Source organism: Streptomyces sp. LaBMicrA B280 (genome assembly GCF_049222185.1).
GTDB lineage: Bacteria > Actinomycetota > Actinomycetes > Streptomycetales > Streptomycetaceae > Streptomyces > Streptomyces murinus.
Map to the genome: position 1 here is coordinate 36283 of NZ_JBMJCT010000013.1, position 14682 is coordinate 50964.

The window sequence follows — 14682 nt, forward strand, 5'->3', positions numbered from 1 at the left end:
CCGGTCCGCGCTTCGCGGGTCCGCCCGTTCTCCACTGTGCACCCGCCCGGCGGCGGACGCCTCCCCTGCCCCGGGCCCGGTGTGCCCGTCCCGTCCCGGCACAATGGGGCGCATGACCACGCGCGCCACCTGCCCCTGCGGACTGCCGCAGTCCTACGACGCCTGCTGCGGCCGTTTCCACTCGGGCGCCGCGGGCGCGCCGAGTGCCGAGCTGCTGATGCGCTCGCGGTACTGCGCCTTCGTCAAGGGGGACGCGGGGTATCTGCTGCGCACCTGGCATCCGCGGACCCGGCCGGAGCGGCTGGATCTCGATCCGCGGATGCGGTGGACCGGTCTGGAGATCCTCGGCGGCACCGACGGGTCCGCCTTCCACCCCACCGGGACGGTGACCTTCCGGGCCTCCTACCGGGGCGGCTCGCTGCATGAGCGCAGCCGGTTCGAGCGGGTGGCCGGGGCGTGGGTGTACGTGGACGGGGACTTCCTGGAGTAGCGCGTGCCGGTCAGGGCGCCAGGATGTCCAGTTCCTGGAGCGCGCCCACGGTGATCTGCCGGGTGAGTTCCTCGGCGCGGACCGCGTCCCGGGCGCGGACCGCCTCGGCGACCCGCACATGCAGGGTGACGGCCGCGGGGTCGGGGTCCTCGAACATGACCTCGTGCCGGGTGCGGCCGGTCAGCACCTCGGCCACGACGTCGCCGAGGCGGGCGAACATCTCATTGCCCGAGGCGGTGAGGATGACCCGGTGGAAGGCGACGTCGTGGAACAGGTACTCCGCGAGCCGATGGCCGCGGGAGTGGGCGACCATGCCGAGCGCGCACTCGGTGAGTTCGGCGCACTGCTCGGCGGTGGCGTGCCGGGCCGCGAGTCCGGCGGCGGCCGGTTCGATCGCGGAGCGCAGCACGGTGAGCGAGCGCAGCTGGTGGGGGCGGTCGGCGCCGGCCAGCCGCCAGCGGATGACCTGCGGGTCGTAGACGTTCCACTCGCTCTTGGGGCGGACGGTGACGCCCACGCGGCGGCGGGACTCGACCAGGTGCATGGATTCGAGGACCCGCACCGCCTCGCGCATCACGGAGCGTGACACCTCGAAGTGCTGGGCGAGTTCGTCGGTGCGCAGGATGGCGCCCGGCGGGTACTCGCCCGCGGTGATCGCGGGGCCGAGGCTGTCCAGTACGCGGCCGTGCAGCCCCCGGCCCGGTGTGCTCATGCACTCAGCGTACGGCGTAGATCACGGAAACAAAAAGTCAGACTTATACATCACAGACTCTTGAATTCGTCGTACCTAATGGGTTTCAGTGTGGCGACGCCGCCGTGGCGTCGGATGTCGAGGAAGACAGCGAGGCAGTACATGCGAACACCCCAGGTCGTCGTCGTGATGGGCGTCGCGGGGACGGGCAAGACCACGATCGGTCCGCTGCTCGCCGCGCGGCTGGGCGTCCCGTACGCCGAGGGCGACGACTTCCACCCGAGGGCCAACATCGACAAGATGACGGCCGGTGTACCGCTGGACGACAGCGACCGCTGGCCCTGGCTGGACGCCATCGGCCACTGGGCGCACGGGCGGGCGGGGCTCGGCGGGGTGGTCAGCAGTTCGGCGCTGAAGCGGGCGTACCGCGACCGGCTGCGGGCGGTGGCGCCCGGGGTCGTGTTCGTGCACCTGACGGGCGACCGGAAGCTGATCGAGGACCGGATGGCGCACCGGCAGGGCCACTTCATGCCGACCGCGCTGCTGGACTCGCAGTTCGCCACGCTGGAGCCCCTCGGGCCGGACGAGGCGGGCGTCGCCGTGGACGTCGCCGGTGGCCCCGAGGAGATCGCCGAACGCGCCGTACTGGCGCTGGACGGGCTGTCCACCGCATCCGCGCAGCAGTAGCGCTCCCCAACTCCCCGTAACCGCAAGGAACCCCCGTGACCAGACTCAGCGTCGAGATGCTGGCAGCGGACGCCCCTCCGCCGATCTCCACCGCAGGACACGCCCAGCTGGGCATCGCCGTCCTGGTGGGCATCGCGGTGATCGTCCTGCTCATCACCAAGTTCAAGCTGCATGCCTTCCTGGCGCTGACCATCGGGTCGCTGGCGCTCGGCGCGGCCGCCGGCGCGCCCCTCGACAAGGTGCTCACCAGTTTCACCACCGGGCTCGGCGCCACGGTCGCGAGCGTCGGTGTGCTGATCGCACTGGGCGCCACGCTCGGCAAACTGCTCGCCGACTCCGGGGGCGCGGACCAGATCGTGGACACGATCCTGGCCAGGGCGAGCGGCCGGGCGATGCCGTGGGCGATGGTGCTCATCGCCTCCGTGATCGGGCTGCCGATCTTCTTCGAGGTCGGCATCGTGCTGCTGATCCCGGTCGTGCTGATGGTCGCCAAGCGCGGCAACTACTCCCTGATGCGCATCGGCATCCCGGCGCTCGCCGGTCTGTCCGTGATGCACGGTCTGATCCCGCCGCACCCCGGGCCGCTGGTCGCGATCTCCGCGCTGCACGCCAATCTGGGTGTGACGCTGGCGTTCGGCATCCTGGTCGCGATCCCGACGGTGATCGTCGGCGGCCCGCTGTTCTCGAAGGTCGCGGCCCGCTGGGTGGACGTCCCGGCGCCCGAGCGGATGCTGCCGCAGCGGCCCTCGCAGGAGCTGACGCGCCGTCCGAGCTTCGCCGCGACGCTCGTCACCATCCTGCTGCCGGTGGCGCTGATGCTGCTCAAGGCGCTGGTGGACATCGTCATCGACGACCCGGCGAACACCACGCAGCGCGCCTTCGACGTCATCGGCGCCCCGCTGATCGCGCTGCTCGCCGCGGTGATCGTCGGCTTCTTCACGCTGGGCCGGCCCGCCGGGTTCAGCAAGGAGCGGCTCCAGGCCACGGTGGAGAAGGGCCTGATGCCCATCGCCGGCATCCTGCTGATCGTGGGCGCGGGCGGCGGCTTCAAGCAGACGCTGATCGACTGCGGTGTCGGCCAGATGATCCTGGACGTCTCCAAGAGCTGGTCGATCCCGGCGGTGCTGCTGGCCTGGCTGATCGCCGTGGTGATCCGGCTGGCGACCGGCTCGGCGACGGTGGCGACGGTCTCGGCGGCCGGTCTGGTCGCGCCGCTCGCGGCCGACATGTCGACCGCGCACACCGCGCTGCTGGTCCTGGCGATCGGCGCCGGCTCGCTCTTCTTCAGCTTCGTCAACGACGCCGGGTTCTGGCTGGTCAAGGAGTACTTCGGGCTCACCGTCGGGCAGACCGTCAAGACCTGGTCGATCATGGAGACGATCCTGTCGGTGGTCGGCGGCGCGCTGGTGCTGGTGCTGTCACTGGTGGTTTAGCGACCGCGGTACGACAGAGGGCGGTACGACAGAGGGCGGTACGACAGAGGAACGGCAGAAGAGGCCCGCCCCGTTTTTCGGGGGGCGGGCCTTTTCGTGGGCCGGAAGCCGTTTACGGGCGCGTTCGCCACAGAGGGTGGTGCCGTTTCGCCCACTCCTGGCTGACCGTTCCCGTGCGCAGCCCCTCCCGCGACTCCGGGTCGCCGAGCGCCATGCCGATGTGCCCGGCCAGGACGACCGCGATGGTGAGGGCGAGCCAGTCGTGGACGAAGGTGGCGGAGGTGCGCCAGACCAGCGGGGCGAGATGGGTGAACCACATCAGCAGGCCGGTGCCGAGCATGACCCAGGTCGCCCCGGCGATCCAGGCGGCGTAGATCTTCTGCCCGGCGTTGAACTTGCCCGCCGGGCGCGACCCTTGGCGCCGGTCGCGGAGCAGGGCGGCCCGCAGCCATGTCCTGTCGTGCGGGCCGAACCGGTTGAGGAAGCGCAGGTCGGCGCGGAAGGCGCGGGAGGCGAGGCCCAGCAGGACGGGGACGGGCAGGGCGAGCCCGGCGCACTCGTGGACGCGGACGACCAGGGCGCGACGGCCGACCAGGACGGCCAGTTGAGGGATGTAGAGGACGGCCGCGGTCAGCACGCAGACCCCCATCAGCGCGGCCGTGGCCCGGTGGATCCAGCGTTCGGCCCGGGAGAAGCGGCGGATCCGGGCGGCGGGGCGGGCCGGGGTGTCAGCTCGTAGGCTCATCGGTGCGTCCGTTCGAACGGCCGACCCAGGCGTCGACGTCGTAGCCCAGGTTCTCCCAGTAGCCCGGCTCGACGCGGTCGGTGACGGTGATGCCGGAGAGCCACTTGGCGGACTTGTAGAAGTACATGGGGGCGACGTAGAGGCGGACGGGGCCGCCGTGGTCGTGGCCGATGTCCTTGTTCTGCATGCGCAGGGCGACCAGGACGTCCGGGCGGCGGGCCTGGTCGAGGGTGAGGCTCTCGCTGTAGGTGCCGTCGAAGCAGGTGAAGCGGATCGCCTTGGCGCCGCGGCGGACCCCGGCGGCGTCGAGGAGATCGGCGAGGCGTACGCCCTCGAAGGGGGTGCCGGGGACCCGCCAGCCGGTGACGCACTGGACGTCCCTGACCAGCCGGGTCTGCGGAAGGGCGCGCAGGTCGGCGAGGGTGTAGGCGCGGGGGCGGTCGACCAGGCCGCCGATGGTCAGGCGGTAGTCCGTGGCGTTCTTGTCCGGGACGGAGGCGGCGACCGAGTAGTAGCGGAAGCCGCCGCCGTTGGGCAGCAGACCGGTCAGACCCGTCGGGTCCTTGCCCGCGATGCCCTCCAGGGCGCGTTGCAGGGTGGGCGCGGCGAGCACGCCGAGGGCGCCCAGGCCGAGGGTGCCGAGGAAGACACGGCGGCCGACGGGGGTGCCGTCCCGCTCCTCGGGGGGTTCGGGGTTCACCTGCTCATTCGAACACCGGGCGCGCGGGGTGGCCAGGGAATCGGGGCGCTGGTCAGGGATTCGTAAGGAATCCTGGTCAGGGATTCGTCAGGAACGCGGAGGCGCGGGCGCGGGCCGTGCGGAAGGCGGCGCGCGGGTCGCGGTGCGGGTAGCTCCAGGGGGCCCGGGTGGCGTGGGCGCCGATGCGCCGGAAGAGGACGGCGGCCTCGGCCGGGCGGCCCGCGCAGGACAGCGCGAACGCGAGGTGGTTGAGGTCGATGTGGCGGCGGGGGTGCTCGTCCTGCTCCCACTCCAGCCACCAGTCGAAACCGGCGCGCAGGATCCGGCGGGCGCGCGGCCCGGACCAGTGCGCCGAGGCGGTGGGGTCGGCCGGGGCGAGGCCGGTGGCGGCGAGCACCCGGTAGCGCTCGGCGAGGGCGACGACCGGGAGCACGGCCAGCGGGGAGTCGGCGGGGGCCTCGGCGGCGGCCAGCTCGGCGAGGTCGTACACCTCGTGGGACTCGTAGCGCCCGCCCGAGGGCCGTTCGGCGAGGCGGGCGACCAGGAGGTGGTGGGCGTGGTGGTGCTCGGGGTGGCGGCGGCGCACCTCGGCGAACACGTCGAAGACCTCGCGCTCGGGTCCGACGATCCGGGCGAGCCGCAGCAGCCCGAGCCAGGGGGTGGGGTCGGCGGGGGCGAGCGCGGCGGCCCGCTCGCACGTCTCGCGGGCCCGCTCGGGGTTCTCCCGGCCGCGCAGGGCGCGCTGCACCTGGGCGAGGGCGAGCAGGGCCGCGGCGTCCGGGGAGCCGGGTTCGGCCTGGAGCCAGTCCCGGGCCCAGGCGGCGGCGTACGGCTCGCGGGCGAGCGCGGTCAGCCGGTGGCCCCGGCGGTCCCAGTCGTCGCCGGTGTGCAGCAGCAGGGAGCGGGCGGCCTGGCGGCGGCCCTGGACCAACGCGGCGCGGGCGGTGCGCAGTTCGGCGTCGTCGAGGGCGTCGTCATAGCCGCCGGGGAGGTCCGGGGCGGTGGCGCCGGAGGGGGCCGTGCGGGCCCGGCGCACGTCGAGCAGGGGCGGGAGTGGTGACACCGCAGGACTTCCTGTTTCTCGGGCTGCCATCGGCCGATCACACACAGCAAACCCGCAGGCCAAGGTTTGCGTCAAGCGGAACGCTGATGTTAATGGGTTCAACTACCGTTCGTGGCAGGGAAATTGGGGTATAGGCGCGGATACGTGACCGACCGTGAGGCCGAGCCGGAACCGGCGCGGAACCGGCGTGCGGTGCGGCGCTGTGGCGTACGCCATGCCGTCGCGCGCCCCCGTCGTGCCGAGGTGTGTGGCGTACGCCATGGCGCCCCGCGCCCCGGGCGCCGACCATGGCGGGTCCCCCGCCCCTTTCCGGGTTCTTCCGGGGCAATGCCGTCCCGGGGGCGCTACAGTCGGCCACTACGCGTCCGTGGTCCGGCCGGATGATCGAGGTACGCAGCGTGTCGGTTCTGGTTCTCCTCCTCGCCGTGAGCGCGGCCTGCTGTCTGGGCCTCGGCTTCGTGCTCCAGCAGAACGCCGCGCAACAGGCGCCGCTGAGCGACTTCCTGTCGTTCCGGCTGCTGCTCGACCTGATGCGGGTGCCGCGCTGGCTGGGCGGTCTCGGGCTGATGGTGGCCGGCATGGTGCTGGGCGCGGTGGCCCTCGGCAAGGGTGAGATCTCGCTGGTGGAGCCGCTGCTCGCGACCAATCTGCTGTTCGCGCTCGCGCTGTCCCGGTACCAGACCAGACAGCCGCTGGGACGCCAGGGTTGGGCGGGGCTGCTGCTGCTCGCGGGCGGGGTGAGCGCGTTCATCACGGCGGGCGAGCCCCGGGCCGGCGACGCCATCGCCGATCCGCTGCGGCACTGGCTGATCATCGGCGTGGTGGTGGGCGTGGCCCTGGCCCTGACGACGTACGCCAAGCGCTCCCGGCTGAACTGGGCCGCCGTACTGCTGGCCCTGGCCGCCGGGCTGCTCTACGGGGTGCAGGACGCGCTGACCCGGGTGAGCGGCACCCTCTTCTCCGACGGCGGCTTCGCGGAGCTGTTCACCAGCTGGCAGCCGTACGGCGTGTTCGCGTGCGGGGTCACCGGTCTCGTGCTGGTGCAGAGCGCGTTCGAGACCGCGCCGCTGCGGATGTCGCTGCCCGCGCTGACCGCGGCCGAGCCGCTCACCGGGATCCTGTGCGGGGTGGGTTTCCTCGGCGACCGGCTGCGCACCGACACCGGGGCGCTGGCCGGGGAGGCGGCCGGGCTCGCGGGGGTGGTCGCGGGCATCGTGCTGCTCGGGATGCACCCGGCGATGCCCTGCGGCGCGACGGAGTCGGAACCCCCGGCCCACGAGCTCCAGCGCCGCTGAGTCCCTCCACCACAGCGCATGCCCCGTGCTTGGATGAGGGCATGAACCCTGCTGACGAGATCCTCGACGTCGTCGACGAACACGACCGTGTCGTCGGGCAGTTGCCGCGCGGTGAGGTGTACGAGAGGGGGCTGCGCCACCGCTGTGTCTTCATCCAGGTCCGAAACGCGCGGGGGCGCCTGTTCGTGCACCGGCGCACGGCGACCAAGCTGGTGTTCCCCGCCCTGTACGACCCGTTCGTCGGCGGGGTCGTGGGCGCGGGCGAGTCCTATGACGACGCGGCGCTGCGGGAGGCCGAGGAGGAGCTGGGCGTGTCCGGGCTGCCCCGGCCGACGCACCTGTTCACGTTCCTCTACGACGACGGCGCCGGGAAGACCTGGTGGTCGGCGGTGTACGAGGTGCGCTGCGAGCTGCCCGTGAACCCGCAGGTGGAGGAGGTGCAGTGGCACGACTTCCTCTCCGAGGAGGAGGTCGAGGCGCGCCTCGGCGAGTGGGAGTGGGTGCCGGACGGGCTGGCCGCGTACGAGCGGCTCGCGCGGTTCCGCGCCGAGAACGCAGAGAACGCAGAGAACGCCGGGAGCGCCGGGAACTGAGCCTCCCCCGCACCCGGAATCCGGTGGTCCCCGTCACGTTTCCCGCCCTGTTCGCCGCACACACTGGACGACATACCGACCGGTCGGCATCATGAGTCGGGTCCTGATACCCGACCGTTCACAGGAGTGACACATGAGCGCCGACCACCCGCCCGGACTGGACCTGGACCGGCTGCGCGCCCTGCTGGAGCGGGAGCGCCCGGGGCTGGTGCGGGGGCCGCTCACCGGGCGGCTGATCGAGGGCGGCCGGTCGAACCTCACCTACGCGCTCTCCGACGGCATCTCGCGGTGGGTCGTGCGCCGCCCGCCGCTCGGCCATGTCCTCGCCACCGCGCACGACATGAAGCGCGAGCACCGGGTGATCAGCGCCCTGCACCCCACCTCCGTACCGGTCCCCGCGCCGGTGCTGCTGTGCGAGGACGAGGAGGTGCTCGGCGCGCCGTTCTACATGATGGAGTTCGTCGAGGGCACGCCGTACCGCACCTCCGCGCAGCTCGCCCCGCTCGGCGAGCGGCGGGTGCGGGGCGCGGTGCTGTCCCTGGTGGACACGCTGGTCGAGCTGCACGCGGTGGACCCCGCCGAGGTGGGGCTCGGCGACTTCGGCCGCCCGGAGGGCTATCTGGACCGGCAGCTGCGCCGCTGGGGCAAGCAGCTGGACGCCTCCCGCAACCGCGAGCTGCCCGGCATCGACGAACTCCACGCCGAACTGGGCCGCAAGCTGCCCGCCTCGCCCACCGCCACCGTCGTGCACGGCGACTACCGGCTGGACAATGTGCTGATCGGGGCGGACGACCGGATCACGGCGATCCTCGACTGGGAGATGTCCACCCTCGGCGACCCGCTGACCGACCTCGGGCTGCTGGTGATGTACAGCCGCTCCCTGGACATGCCGGACTCGCCCGTCTCCACCACCGCCGAGGCGCCGGGGCACCCCGCGCCCGAGGAGCTGATCGAGCGGTACGCGGCGCGCTCCGGGCGGGACGTGACGGCCGTGTCCTGGTACGAGGCGTTCGCGTTCTTCAAGCTCGCCGTGATCCTGGAGGGCATCCACTACCGCTTCACGCTGGGCCGGACGGTCGGGCAGGGCTTCGACCGGATCGGCGAGCTGGTGCCCGTCTTCATCGACCACGGACTGACCACCCTTCAGGAAGGCTGACCGTCATGGACTTCGCGTTCGACGCGCGTACCGAGGAGATGCGGGCCAAGCTGCTCGCCTTCATGGACGAGTACGTCTACCCGGCCGAGCCGGTCGCCGAGGAGCAGCGGGCCGCGCTCGCCTCGCCCTGGGACACCCCGGCGGTGGTGGAGGAGCTGAAGGCACAGGCGCGCAGGCAGGGGCTGTGGAACCTGTTCCTGCCCGGCACGGAGTACGGCGCGGGCCTGACGAACCTCCAGTACGCGCCGCTCGCCGAGATCACCGGCCGCTCCCCGCACCTGGCGCCCACCGCGACCAACTGCGCGGCGCCCGACACCGGGAACATGGAGGTGCTGGCGCAGTTCGGCGACGAGGCGCAGAAGAAGCAGTGGCTGGAGCCGCTGCTCGCCGGTGAGATCCGGTCCGCGTTCGCGATGACCGAGCCGGAGGTGGCCTCCTCGGACGCCACCAACATCACCACCCTCATCGAGCGGGACGGCGACGAGTACGTCATCACCGGCCGCAAGTGGTACATCTCCGGGGCGATGAGCCCGGACTGCCGGATCTTCATCGTGATGGGCAAGACGGACCCGGACGGCGCCGACATCCGCCGCCAGCAGTCCATGGTCCTGGTCCCGCGCGACACGCCCGGGGTGACCGTCAAGCGGGCCATGCGGGTGTTCGGTTACGAGGACCACTCGCACGGCGGACACGCCGAGGTGGTCTTCGACCGGGTGCGGGTGCCGGTGACCAATCTGATCGGCGAGGAGGGCGGCGGCTTCGCCATCGCGCAGGCCCGGCTCGGTCCCGGCCGGATCCACCACTGCATGCGGCTGATCGGCATGGCCGAGCGGGCGATCGAGCTGATGTGCCGGCGCGCGGTCTCCCGTACGGCGTTCGGCAAGCCGCTGGCCCAGCAGGGCGTGGTGCAGAATTGGATCGCCGACGCCCGGGTGACGGTCGAGCAGCTGCGGCTGCTGGTGCTGAAGACGGCCTGGCTGATGGACACCGCCGGCAACCGGGGCGCGCACACCGAGATCCAGGCCATCAAGATCGCCACCCCGCGCGCGGTGGTCGACATCCTGGACCGGGCGATCCAGCTGCACGGCGCGGGCGGGGTGAGCCAGGACTTCCCGCTGGCCGAGGTCTACGCCGCCGCCCGCACCCTGATGCTGGCCGACGGCCCGGACGAGGTGCACCAGCGGTCGCTGGCGCGGCGGGAGCTGAAGAAGTACCTGTAGGCGGACACGTGTAAGGGGCGGCCTGCAAGGGAGGCCGCCCCTTACCGGCGTTCAGGGCCGCAGCGCGCGCAGCAGCAGGTCCGCGAGGTGGTCGGCCACCTGCTGGGGGGTCAGCGGCCCGTCCGGGCGGTACCAGGTGGACAGATGGTGGACGGAGCCGAAGTGGTAGTCCACGACCAGGTCGGCCGGGGTCGCGGTGGAGAAGACGCCGGACTTCTGGCCCTCCTCGATGAGCGCGCGGAACCGTTCGTGGTAGCGGCGCCGTTCGGCCCGCACCTGCTTGTGCTTCTCCGGGCTCAGCTGGTGCATGGAGCGGAAGAAGATCGAGGCGTCGTCCAGGTTCTCGATGGTCGACACCACGACGTCCGCCGCCGCTTCCCGCAGCCGGGTCTCCACCGGCGCGTCCATGTCGGCGAAGTGGTCGAGCCGCTCCTGCTGGACGCGCAGCATGCGCGCGTACACCTCGTGCAGCAGATCGTCCTTGGAGCCGAAGTAGTGGTACAGCGCCCCCTTGGTGACGCCGGCCGCCTCCACGATCTCCTGTACCGAGGTCCGGTCGTATCCCTGCTCGGCGAAGAGCCGGGTGGCGGCGGCCAGAAGCCGCTGCGGAACAGGTGCTCCGTCGCCGTCCGTCGTCCTGGGCACTGCCGCCACCTGCCTTTCCATGAGGTCGCTCGTTCTGAGATACCGCTAGTTCTGACGTTTGCCGTCGCCGCGGGAACGAAGCTCCCGCCGGAGGATCTTCCCACTCGACGTCTTGGGCAACTCGGGCAGGATCTCCACCTGGCGCGGATATTTGTAGGCGGCCAGTCTCTCCTTGCAGTACACCGCGAGTTCATCCGGGTCGGCGTCGGCGCCCGGACGCAGGCTGATGTACGCCTTGACGGTCTCCCCGCGATAGCCGTCCGGGACGCCGACGACGGCGGCCTCGCGCACCGCCGGATGGGCGTACAGGACGTCCTCGACCTCGCGCGGCCACACCTTGAACCCGGACGCGTTGATCATGTCCTTCTTGCGGTCCACGACGTACAGCCAGCCCTGCGGGTCCATGAACCCGATGTCGCCGGTGCGCAGCTCGCCGCCGGGGAAGGTCTCGGCGGTGGCGTCCGGGCGGCGCCAGTAGCCGGGGATCACCTGGGGCCCGCGCACCACGATCTCGCCCTGCTCGCCGAACGGCACGTCCGCGCCGGTCTCGTCCACGATCCGTACGAGCGTGTCCGGTCCCGGCAGGCCGACCGCGAGCGTCCCGGAGACCGGGTCGACCGGCGCCTCCAGGCCGGAGGGCACGGAGGCGCAGGGCGCGGTGCACTCGGTGAGCCCGTACCCGTTGCGGATGTACGCCCCGAACCGCGCCCGGAAGCCCTCCACCAGCGCGGGCGGCAGCGGGGCGCCGCCGGAGGCGAGGTGCACGAAGGAGGAGAAGTGCTCCGGGCCCGCCCCGGGGTGGGCGCCGAGCGCCATGAAGGCGGTGGCGGGGCCGACCGTGAACACCGGGCGGTGCTCCGCGAACGCCTCCAGGACCACGCCCGGCTCGAACCGGTAGGCGAGCACCAGGGTGCCGGCGCTGTTCAGACAGGCGCCGAACTGGCAGACCATGCCGGTGATGTGGAACAGCGGCGCGAGCGCGAAGTAGACCGGCCCCTCGGGCAGCGGGAGCCCGGTGCGCTGGCGTTCCACGGTGTACATGATGTTGCCGTGGGTGTTGGTGGCGCCCTTGGGGGTGCCGCTGGTCCCGGAGGTGTAGCTGATCAGCGCGATGTCGCCGGGCCCCGGGTCCCGCCCCTCGGGCACCCGCCCGCCCTGCCGGGCCACGGCCACCAGGTCTTCCGCGTCGGGGGCCGCGGGCAGCCGCTCGAAGGCCAGCACCCGCTGGTCGTCGCGGGTCTGGAAGTCCCGCTCGCACCCGGTGAGCACGATCCGCACCGGCGAGTCGGCCGCCGTCCGCCGCAGATACGACTCCCACGCCCGGTCGGAGCAGATCAGCGCGGCCGCCTCGGCGTCCCGCAGCACATGGCCGACCTCGGCCGACTTGTACATCGGGTTGACCGGCACCACGGTCGCGCCCGCCTTCCAGGCGCCGAGCACGGCGAGCACGAAGTGCGGGGAGTTCTGCAGGAGTACGGCCACCCGGTCGCCGCGCTCCAGTCCGCGCGCGGCGAGATGCGCGGCGACCGAGTCGCTCAGCGCGTCCACCTCGCGGTAGCTCAGGCGGGCGTCGAAGTAGGCGAGGAAGGTGCGCTCGGGCGCCTTCGCGGCGGCGGCGCGCAGGGCGTGCACCAGCGAGTCGGCGGGCGCGACGGGGGCTCGCTGGGCCTCGTTCAGCAGGGCGAGCCAGGGCCTCGCCGCGTAAGGGGAGTCGCTCACGAGACCTCCTCCACCTTCTGCTGGAGGTGGTTCATGCCGGCCAGCCAGCGCTCGGGGTCCGCCGCGCGCACCTGGTAGCGGGCGCCGGTCTCCGGGTGCGGCAGGATCAGGAAACGGTCCTCCTCGATGCCCTTGAAGAGCGCGTCGGCCACGTCCGCCGGCTCGATCGCGGTCGGCACCAGCACCACCTCGCCCGCGGTGCCGGTGGCCGCGAGCATGTCGGTGCGCACGCCCTCCGGGCAGATCGCGTGCACCTTCAGACCGCGGTGGCGGTACGTCAGGGACAGCCACTCGGCGAACGCGTAGGCGCCGTGCTTGGTGACGCTGTAGGAGGGGGCGCCGACCATGGTGAGCAGCCCGGCGGCGGACACGGTGGTGACGAACCGGCCGCTTCCCCGCTCCAGCCAGTGCGGCAGCAGGGCGTGGGCCGCGCGGACGTGGGCCATCACATTGACGTCCCAGGCCAGCGCCCAGGACCGCTCGTCCAGCGGCCCGGCGATGTCGCCGTCGGAGCTGCCGACCCCGGCGTTGGCGCAGTACACGTCGATGGCCCCGCCGAGCGCGTCCCGGGCCTCCTCGACGATCGCGGAGGCGTCCCCGGGCACGGCGGTCCCGCCGATCTCCTCGGCCACCGCCTTCGCCTTTCGCCCGTCCAGGTCGTTCACCACGACCCGTGCCCCGGCCCCGGCGAACCTCCGGGCCAGCGCGGCCCCGATCCCCCCACCGGCCCCGGTGACGACGACTCCCGCATCCTGCATGGCTTCCACCATCGGTCTCCTTCGACACGACGCGACTCGGCACAGCTCGGCTCAGCTCGGCACAGCTCGGCACAGCGCGGCCAGACTAACCGGTCGGTATGTGTGAAGGAAGGGTCATCGCACCAACCTCTAGAGGCCCGCACCTTCCGCACCGACGGAGGTCCCATGAACCTGTCCCGAAGAAACCTCCTGGCCACGGCCACCCTGGCCGCCGTCCCCGCCGCGTCCCCCGGGGAGGCCGTATCCCCCGGGAAGGCCGTATCCCCCGGTGAGGCCGTGTCCCCTCAGCACCGCGCGCCCTTCCGCACCGGCTTCGAACGGCTCGCGGCCGACGGCTACCGGCTCCTCCACGGCCGAAAAGTCGGCATCGTCACCAACCCCACCGGCATCACCCGCGACGCCCGGCACATCGTCGACGTGATGCACGCCAGCCCCCTCGTCAGGCTGACGGCGGTCTTCGGACCGGAGCACGGATTCCGCGGCACCGCGCAGGCCGGTGGTTCCGAGGGCCGCTACGACGATCCGGAGACGGGCCTGCCGGTCTACGACACGTACCTCAAGAGCGGTCAGCCGCTGGCCGACGTCTTCACCGCCTCCGGCGTCGACACGATCGTCTTCGACATCCAGGACGTCGGCGCCCGCTTCTACACGTACATCTGGACGCTGTACGACTGCATGGAGGCCGCCCGGCTCGCGGGGAAGCGGTTCGTCGTGCTCGACCGCCCGAACCCGGTCACCGGCCGCGAGGCCCAGGGTCCGGTGCTGCACAAGGAGTTCGCCACCTTCGTCGGCCGGCAGCCGATCGCGCAGGCGCACGGCATGACCGTCGCGGAGCTGGCCCACCTGTTCGACAAGGAGTTCCTCGGCGGGTCCGTCCCCCTGGAGACCGTGCTGATGACGGGCTGGCGGCGCACTGACTTCTACGACGCCTCGGCGCTGCCCTGGGTGCCGCCGAGCCCCAACATGCCCACCCCGGACACGGCGTTGGTGTACTCCGGCACCTGCATGTTCGAGGGCACGAACCTCTCCGAGGGCCGCGGCACCACCCGGCCGTTCGAACTCCTCGGCGCCGAGGGCGTCGACGGCCGCTGGGCGGCGGCCGCGAACGCGCTGGGGCTGCCCGGGGTGCGGTTCCGGGAGGCGTACTTCGCGCCGACGTTCTCCAAGTTCGAGGGGAAGACGGCCGGCGGGGTGCAGATCCATGTGACGGACCGGGCGGCCTACGACCCGGTGCGCACCGGCATCGCCCTGCTGGTGACCGCGCGCAAGGTCTGGGACGGCTTCGCCTGGCGGCCGGACGACTGGATCGACAAGCTCACCGGTTCGGACCGGGTGCGCACGATGATCGACGCGGGCGCGGACACCGACGAGGTGACGGGCGCCTGGCGGCAGGAGCTGGCCGCGTTCCGGCGGGTCCGGGAGGAGTACCTGCTGTACATGTGAGGCGCGCGGACCGGTTTCAACTCCTCTGCGTCGCGGGACAATTA

At 72.2% G+C, this 14682-nt stretch carries 15 protein-coding genes; 8 read left to right on the top strand and 7 right to left on the bottom strand.

Features of this window, described 5'->3' with window-relative positions; genetic code table 11:
• Positions 1 to 112: 112 nt before the first annotated feature.
• Positions 113 to 490 (top strand): YchJ family protein, encoded by a 378-nt coding sequence (locus ACLF5H_RS13815; protein WP_421676362.1) that lies wholly within the window; start codon positions 113 to 115, stop codon positions 488 to 490.
• Positions 491 to 500: 10 nt separating this feature from the next.
• Here ACLF5H_RS13815 and ACLF5H_RS13820 read toward each other — a convergent pair whose 3' ends face one another.
• Positions 501 to 1202: a FadR/GntR family transcriptional regulator gene (locus ACLF5H_RS13820; protein ID WP_421676363.1), complete on the bottom strand. Its 702-nt coding sequence runs from the start codon at positions 1200 to 1202 to the stop codon at positions 501 to 503.
• Between the two features lie 141 nt (positions 1203 to 1343).
• Here ACLF5H_RS13820 and ACLF5H_RS13825 point away from each other — a divergent pair, with 141 nt between their 5' ends.
• Together ACLF5H_RS13825 and ACLF5H_RS13830 are read left to right on the top strand one after the other, a co-directional pair.
• On the top strand, positions 1344 to 1868 hold the full coding sequence (locus ACLF5H_RS13825; RefSeq protein ID WP_421676364.1) for a gluconokinase: 525 nt from the start codon (positions 1344 to 1346) through the stop codon (positions 1866 to 1868).
• A gap of 35 nt (positions 1869 to 1903) precedes the next feature.
• A complete protein-coding gene (locus ACLF5H_RS13830) occupies positions 1904 to 3301 on the top strand; it encodes a gluconate:H+ symporter (RefSeq protein WP_421676365.1) in 1398 nt (465 codons plus the stop codon).
• Between the two features lie 112 nt (positions 3302 to 3413).
• On the opposite strand, the gene ACLF5H_RS13835 is transcribed toward ACLF5H_RS13830, so the two are convergent.
• From ACLF5H_RS13835 to ACLF5H_RS13845, 3 genes are all read right to left on the bottom strand, one after another.
• Positions 3414 to 4046: a cytochrome b/b6 domain-containing protein gene (locus ACLF5H_RS13835; protein ID WP_421676366.1), complete on the bottom strand. Its 633-nt coding sequence runs from the start codon at positions 4044 to 4046 to the stop codon at positions 3414 to 3416.
• Positions 4030 to 4746 carry a molybdopterin-dependent oxidoreductase gene (locus ACLF5H_RS13840; protein WP_421676367.1) on the bottom strand — a complete coding sequence of 239 codons (717 nt, stop codon included), beginning with the start codon at positions 4744 to 4746 and terminating at the stop codon, positions 4030 to 4032. Before ACLF5H_RS13840 ends, ACLF5H_RS13835 begins: the two co-directional genes overlap by 17 nt.
• 76 nt (positions 4747 to 4822) lie before the next feature.
• The gene (locus ACLF5H_RS13845) at positions 4823 to 5809 is read right to left on the bottom strand and encodes a hypothetical protein (protein WP_421676368.1); all 987 of its coding nucleotides are present in this window, start codon (positions 5807 to 5809) and stop codon (positions 4823 to 4825) included.
• A gap of 398 nt (positions 5810 to 6207) precedes the next feature.
• On the opposite strand from ACLF5H_RS13845, the gene ACLF5H_RS13850 reads away from it, so the two are divergent.
• The 4 genes from ACLF5H_RS13850 to ACLF5H_RS13865 all read left to right on the top strand — a co-directional run bounded on the left by ACLF5H_RS13850 (position 6208) and on the right by ACLF5H_RS13865 (position 10073).
• A complete protein-coding gene (locus ACLF5H_RS13850; RefSeq protein ID WP_421676369.1) occupies positions 6208 to 7104 on the top strand; it encodes a DMT family transporter in 897 nt (298 codons plus the stop codon).
• A 41-nt stretch (positions 7105 to 7145) separates the two neighbouring features.
• Positions 7146 to 7697: an NUDIX hydrolase gene (locus tag ACLF5H_RS13855; RefSeq protein ID WP_421676370.1), complete on the top strand. Its 552-nt coding sequence runs from the start codon at positions 7146 to 7148 to the stop codon at positions 7695 to 7697.
• 133 nt (positions 7698 to 7830) lie between these two features.
• Positions 7831 to 8853, top strand: a complete 1023-nt coding sequence (locus ACLF5H_RS13860; protein ID WP_421676371.1) for a phosphotransferase family protein — start codon at positions 7831 to 7833, stop codon at positions 8851 to 8853.
• A gap of 5 nt (positions 8854 to 8858) precedes the next feature.
• A complete protein-coding gene (locus tag ACLF5H_RS13865; RefSeq protein WP_421676372.1) occupies positions 8859 to 10073 on the top strand; it encodes an acyl-CoA dehydrogenase family protein in 1215 nt (404 codons plus the stop codon).
• A 51-nt stretch (positions 10074 to 10124) separates the two neighbouring features.
• Here the strand turns inward: ACLF5H_RS13865 and ACLF5H_RS13870 are convergent, their stop codons facing one another.
• The 3 genes from ACLF5H_RS13870 to ACLF5H_RS13880 are packed head-to-tail and all read right to left on the bottom strand — an operon-like array spanning position 10125 to position 13207.
• Positions 10125 to 10718 (bottom strand): TetR/AcrR family transcriptional regulator, encoded by a 594-nt coding sequence (locus ACLF5H_RS13870; protein ID WP_421676373.1) that lies wholly within the window; start codon positions 10716 to 10718, stop codon positions 10125 to 10127.
• 45 nt (positions 10719 to 10763) lie between these two features.
• Positions 10764 to 12437: a class I adenylate-forming enzyme family protein gene (locus tag ACLF5H_RS13875; protein ID WP_421676374.1), complete on the bottom strand. Its 1674-nt coding sequence runs from the start codon at positions 12435 to 12437 to the stop codon at positions 10764 to 10766.
• Positions 12434 to 13207, bottom strand: a complete 774-nt coding sequence (locus tag ACLF5H_RS13880; protein ID WP_421676375.1) for an SDR family oxidoreductase — start codon at positions 13205 to 13207, stop codon at positions 12434 to 12436. Before ACLF5H_RS13880 ends, ACLF5H_RS13875 begins: the two co-directional genes overlap by 4 nt.
• Positions 13208 to 13360: 153 nt before the next feature.
• Between ACLF5H_RS13880 and ACLF5H_RS13885 the strand changes: the two genes are divergently transcribed.
• Positions 13361 to 14638, top strand: a complete 1278-nt coding sequence (locus ACLF5H_RS13885) for an exo-beta-N-acetylmuramidase NamZ family protein (RefSeq protein WP_421676376.1) — start codon at positions 13361 to 13363, stop codon at positions 14636 to 14638.
• Positions 14639 to 14682: the final 44 nt, after the last annotated feature.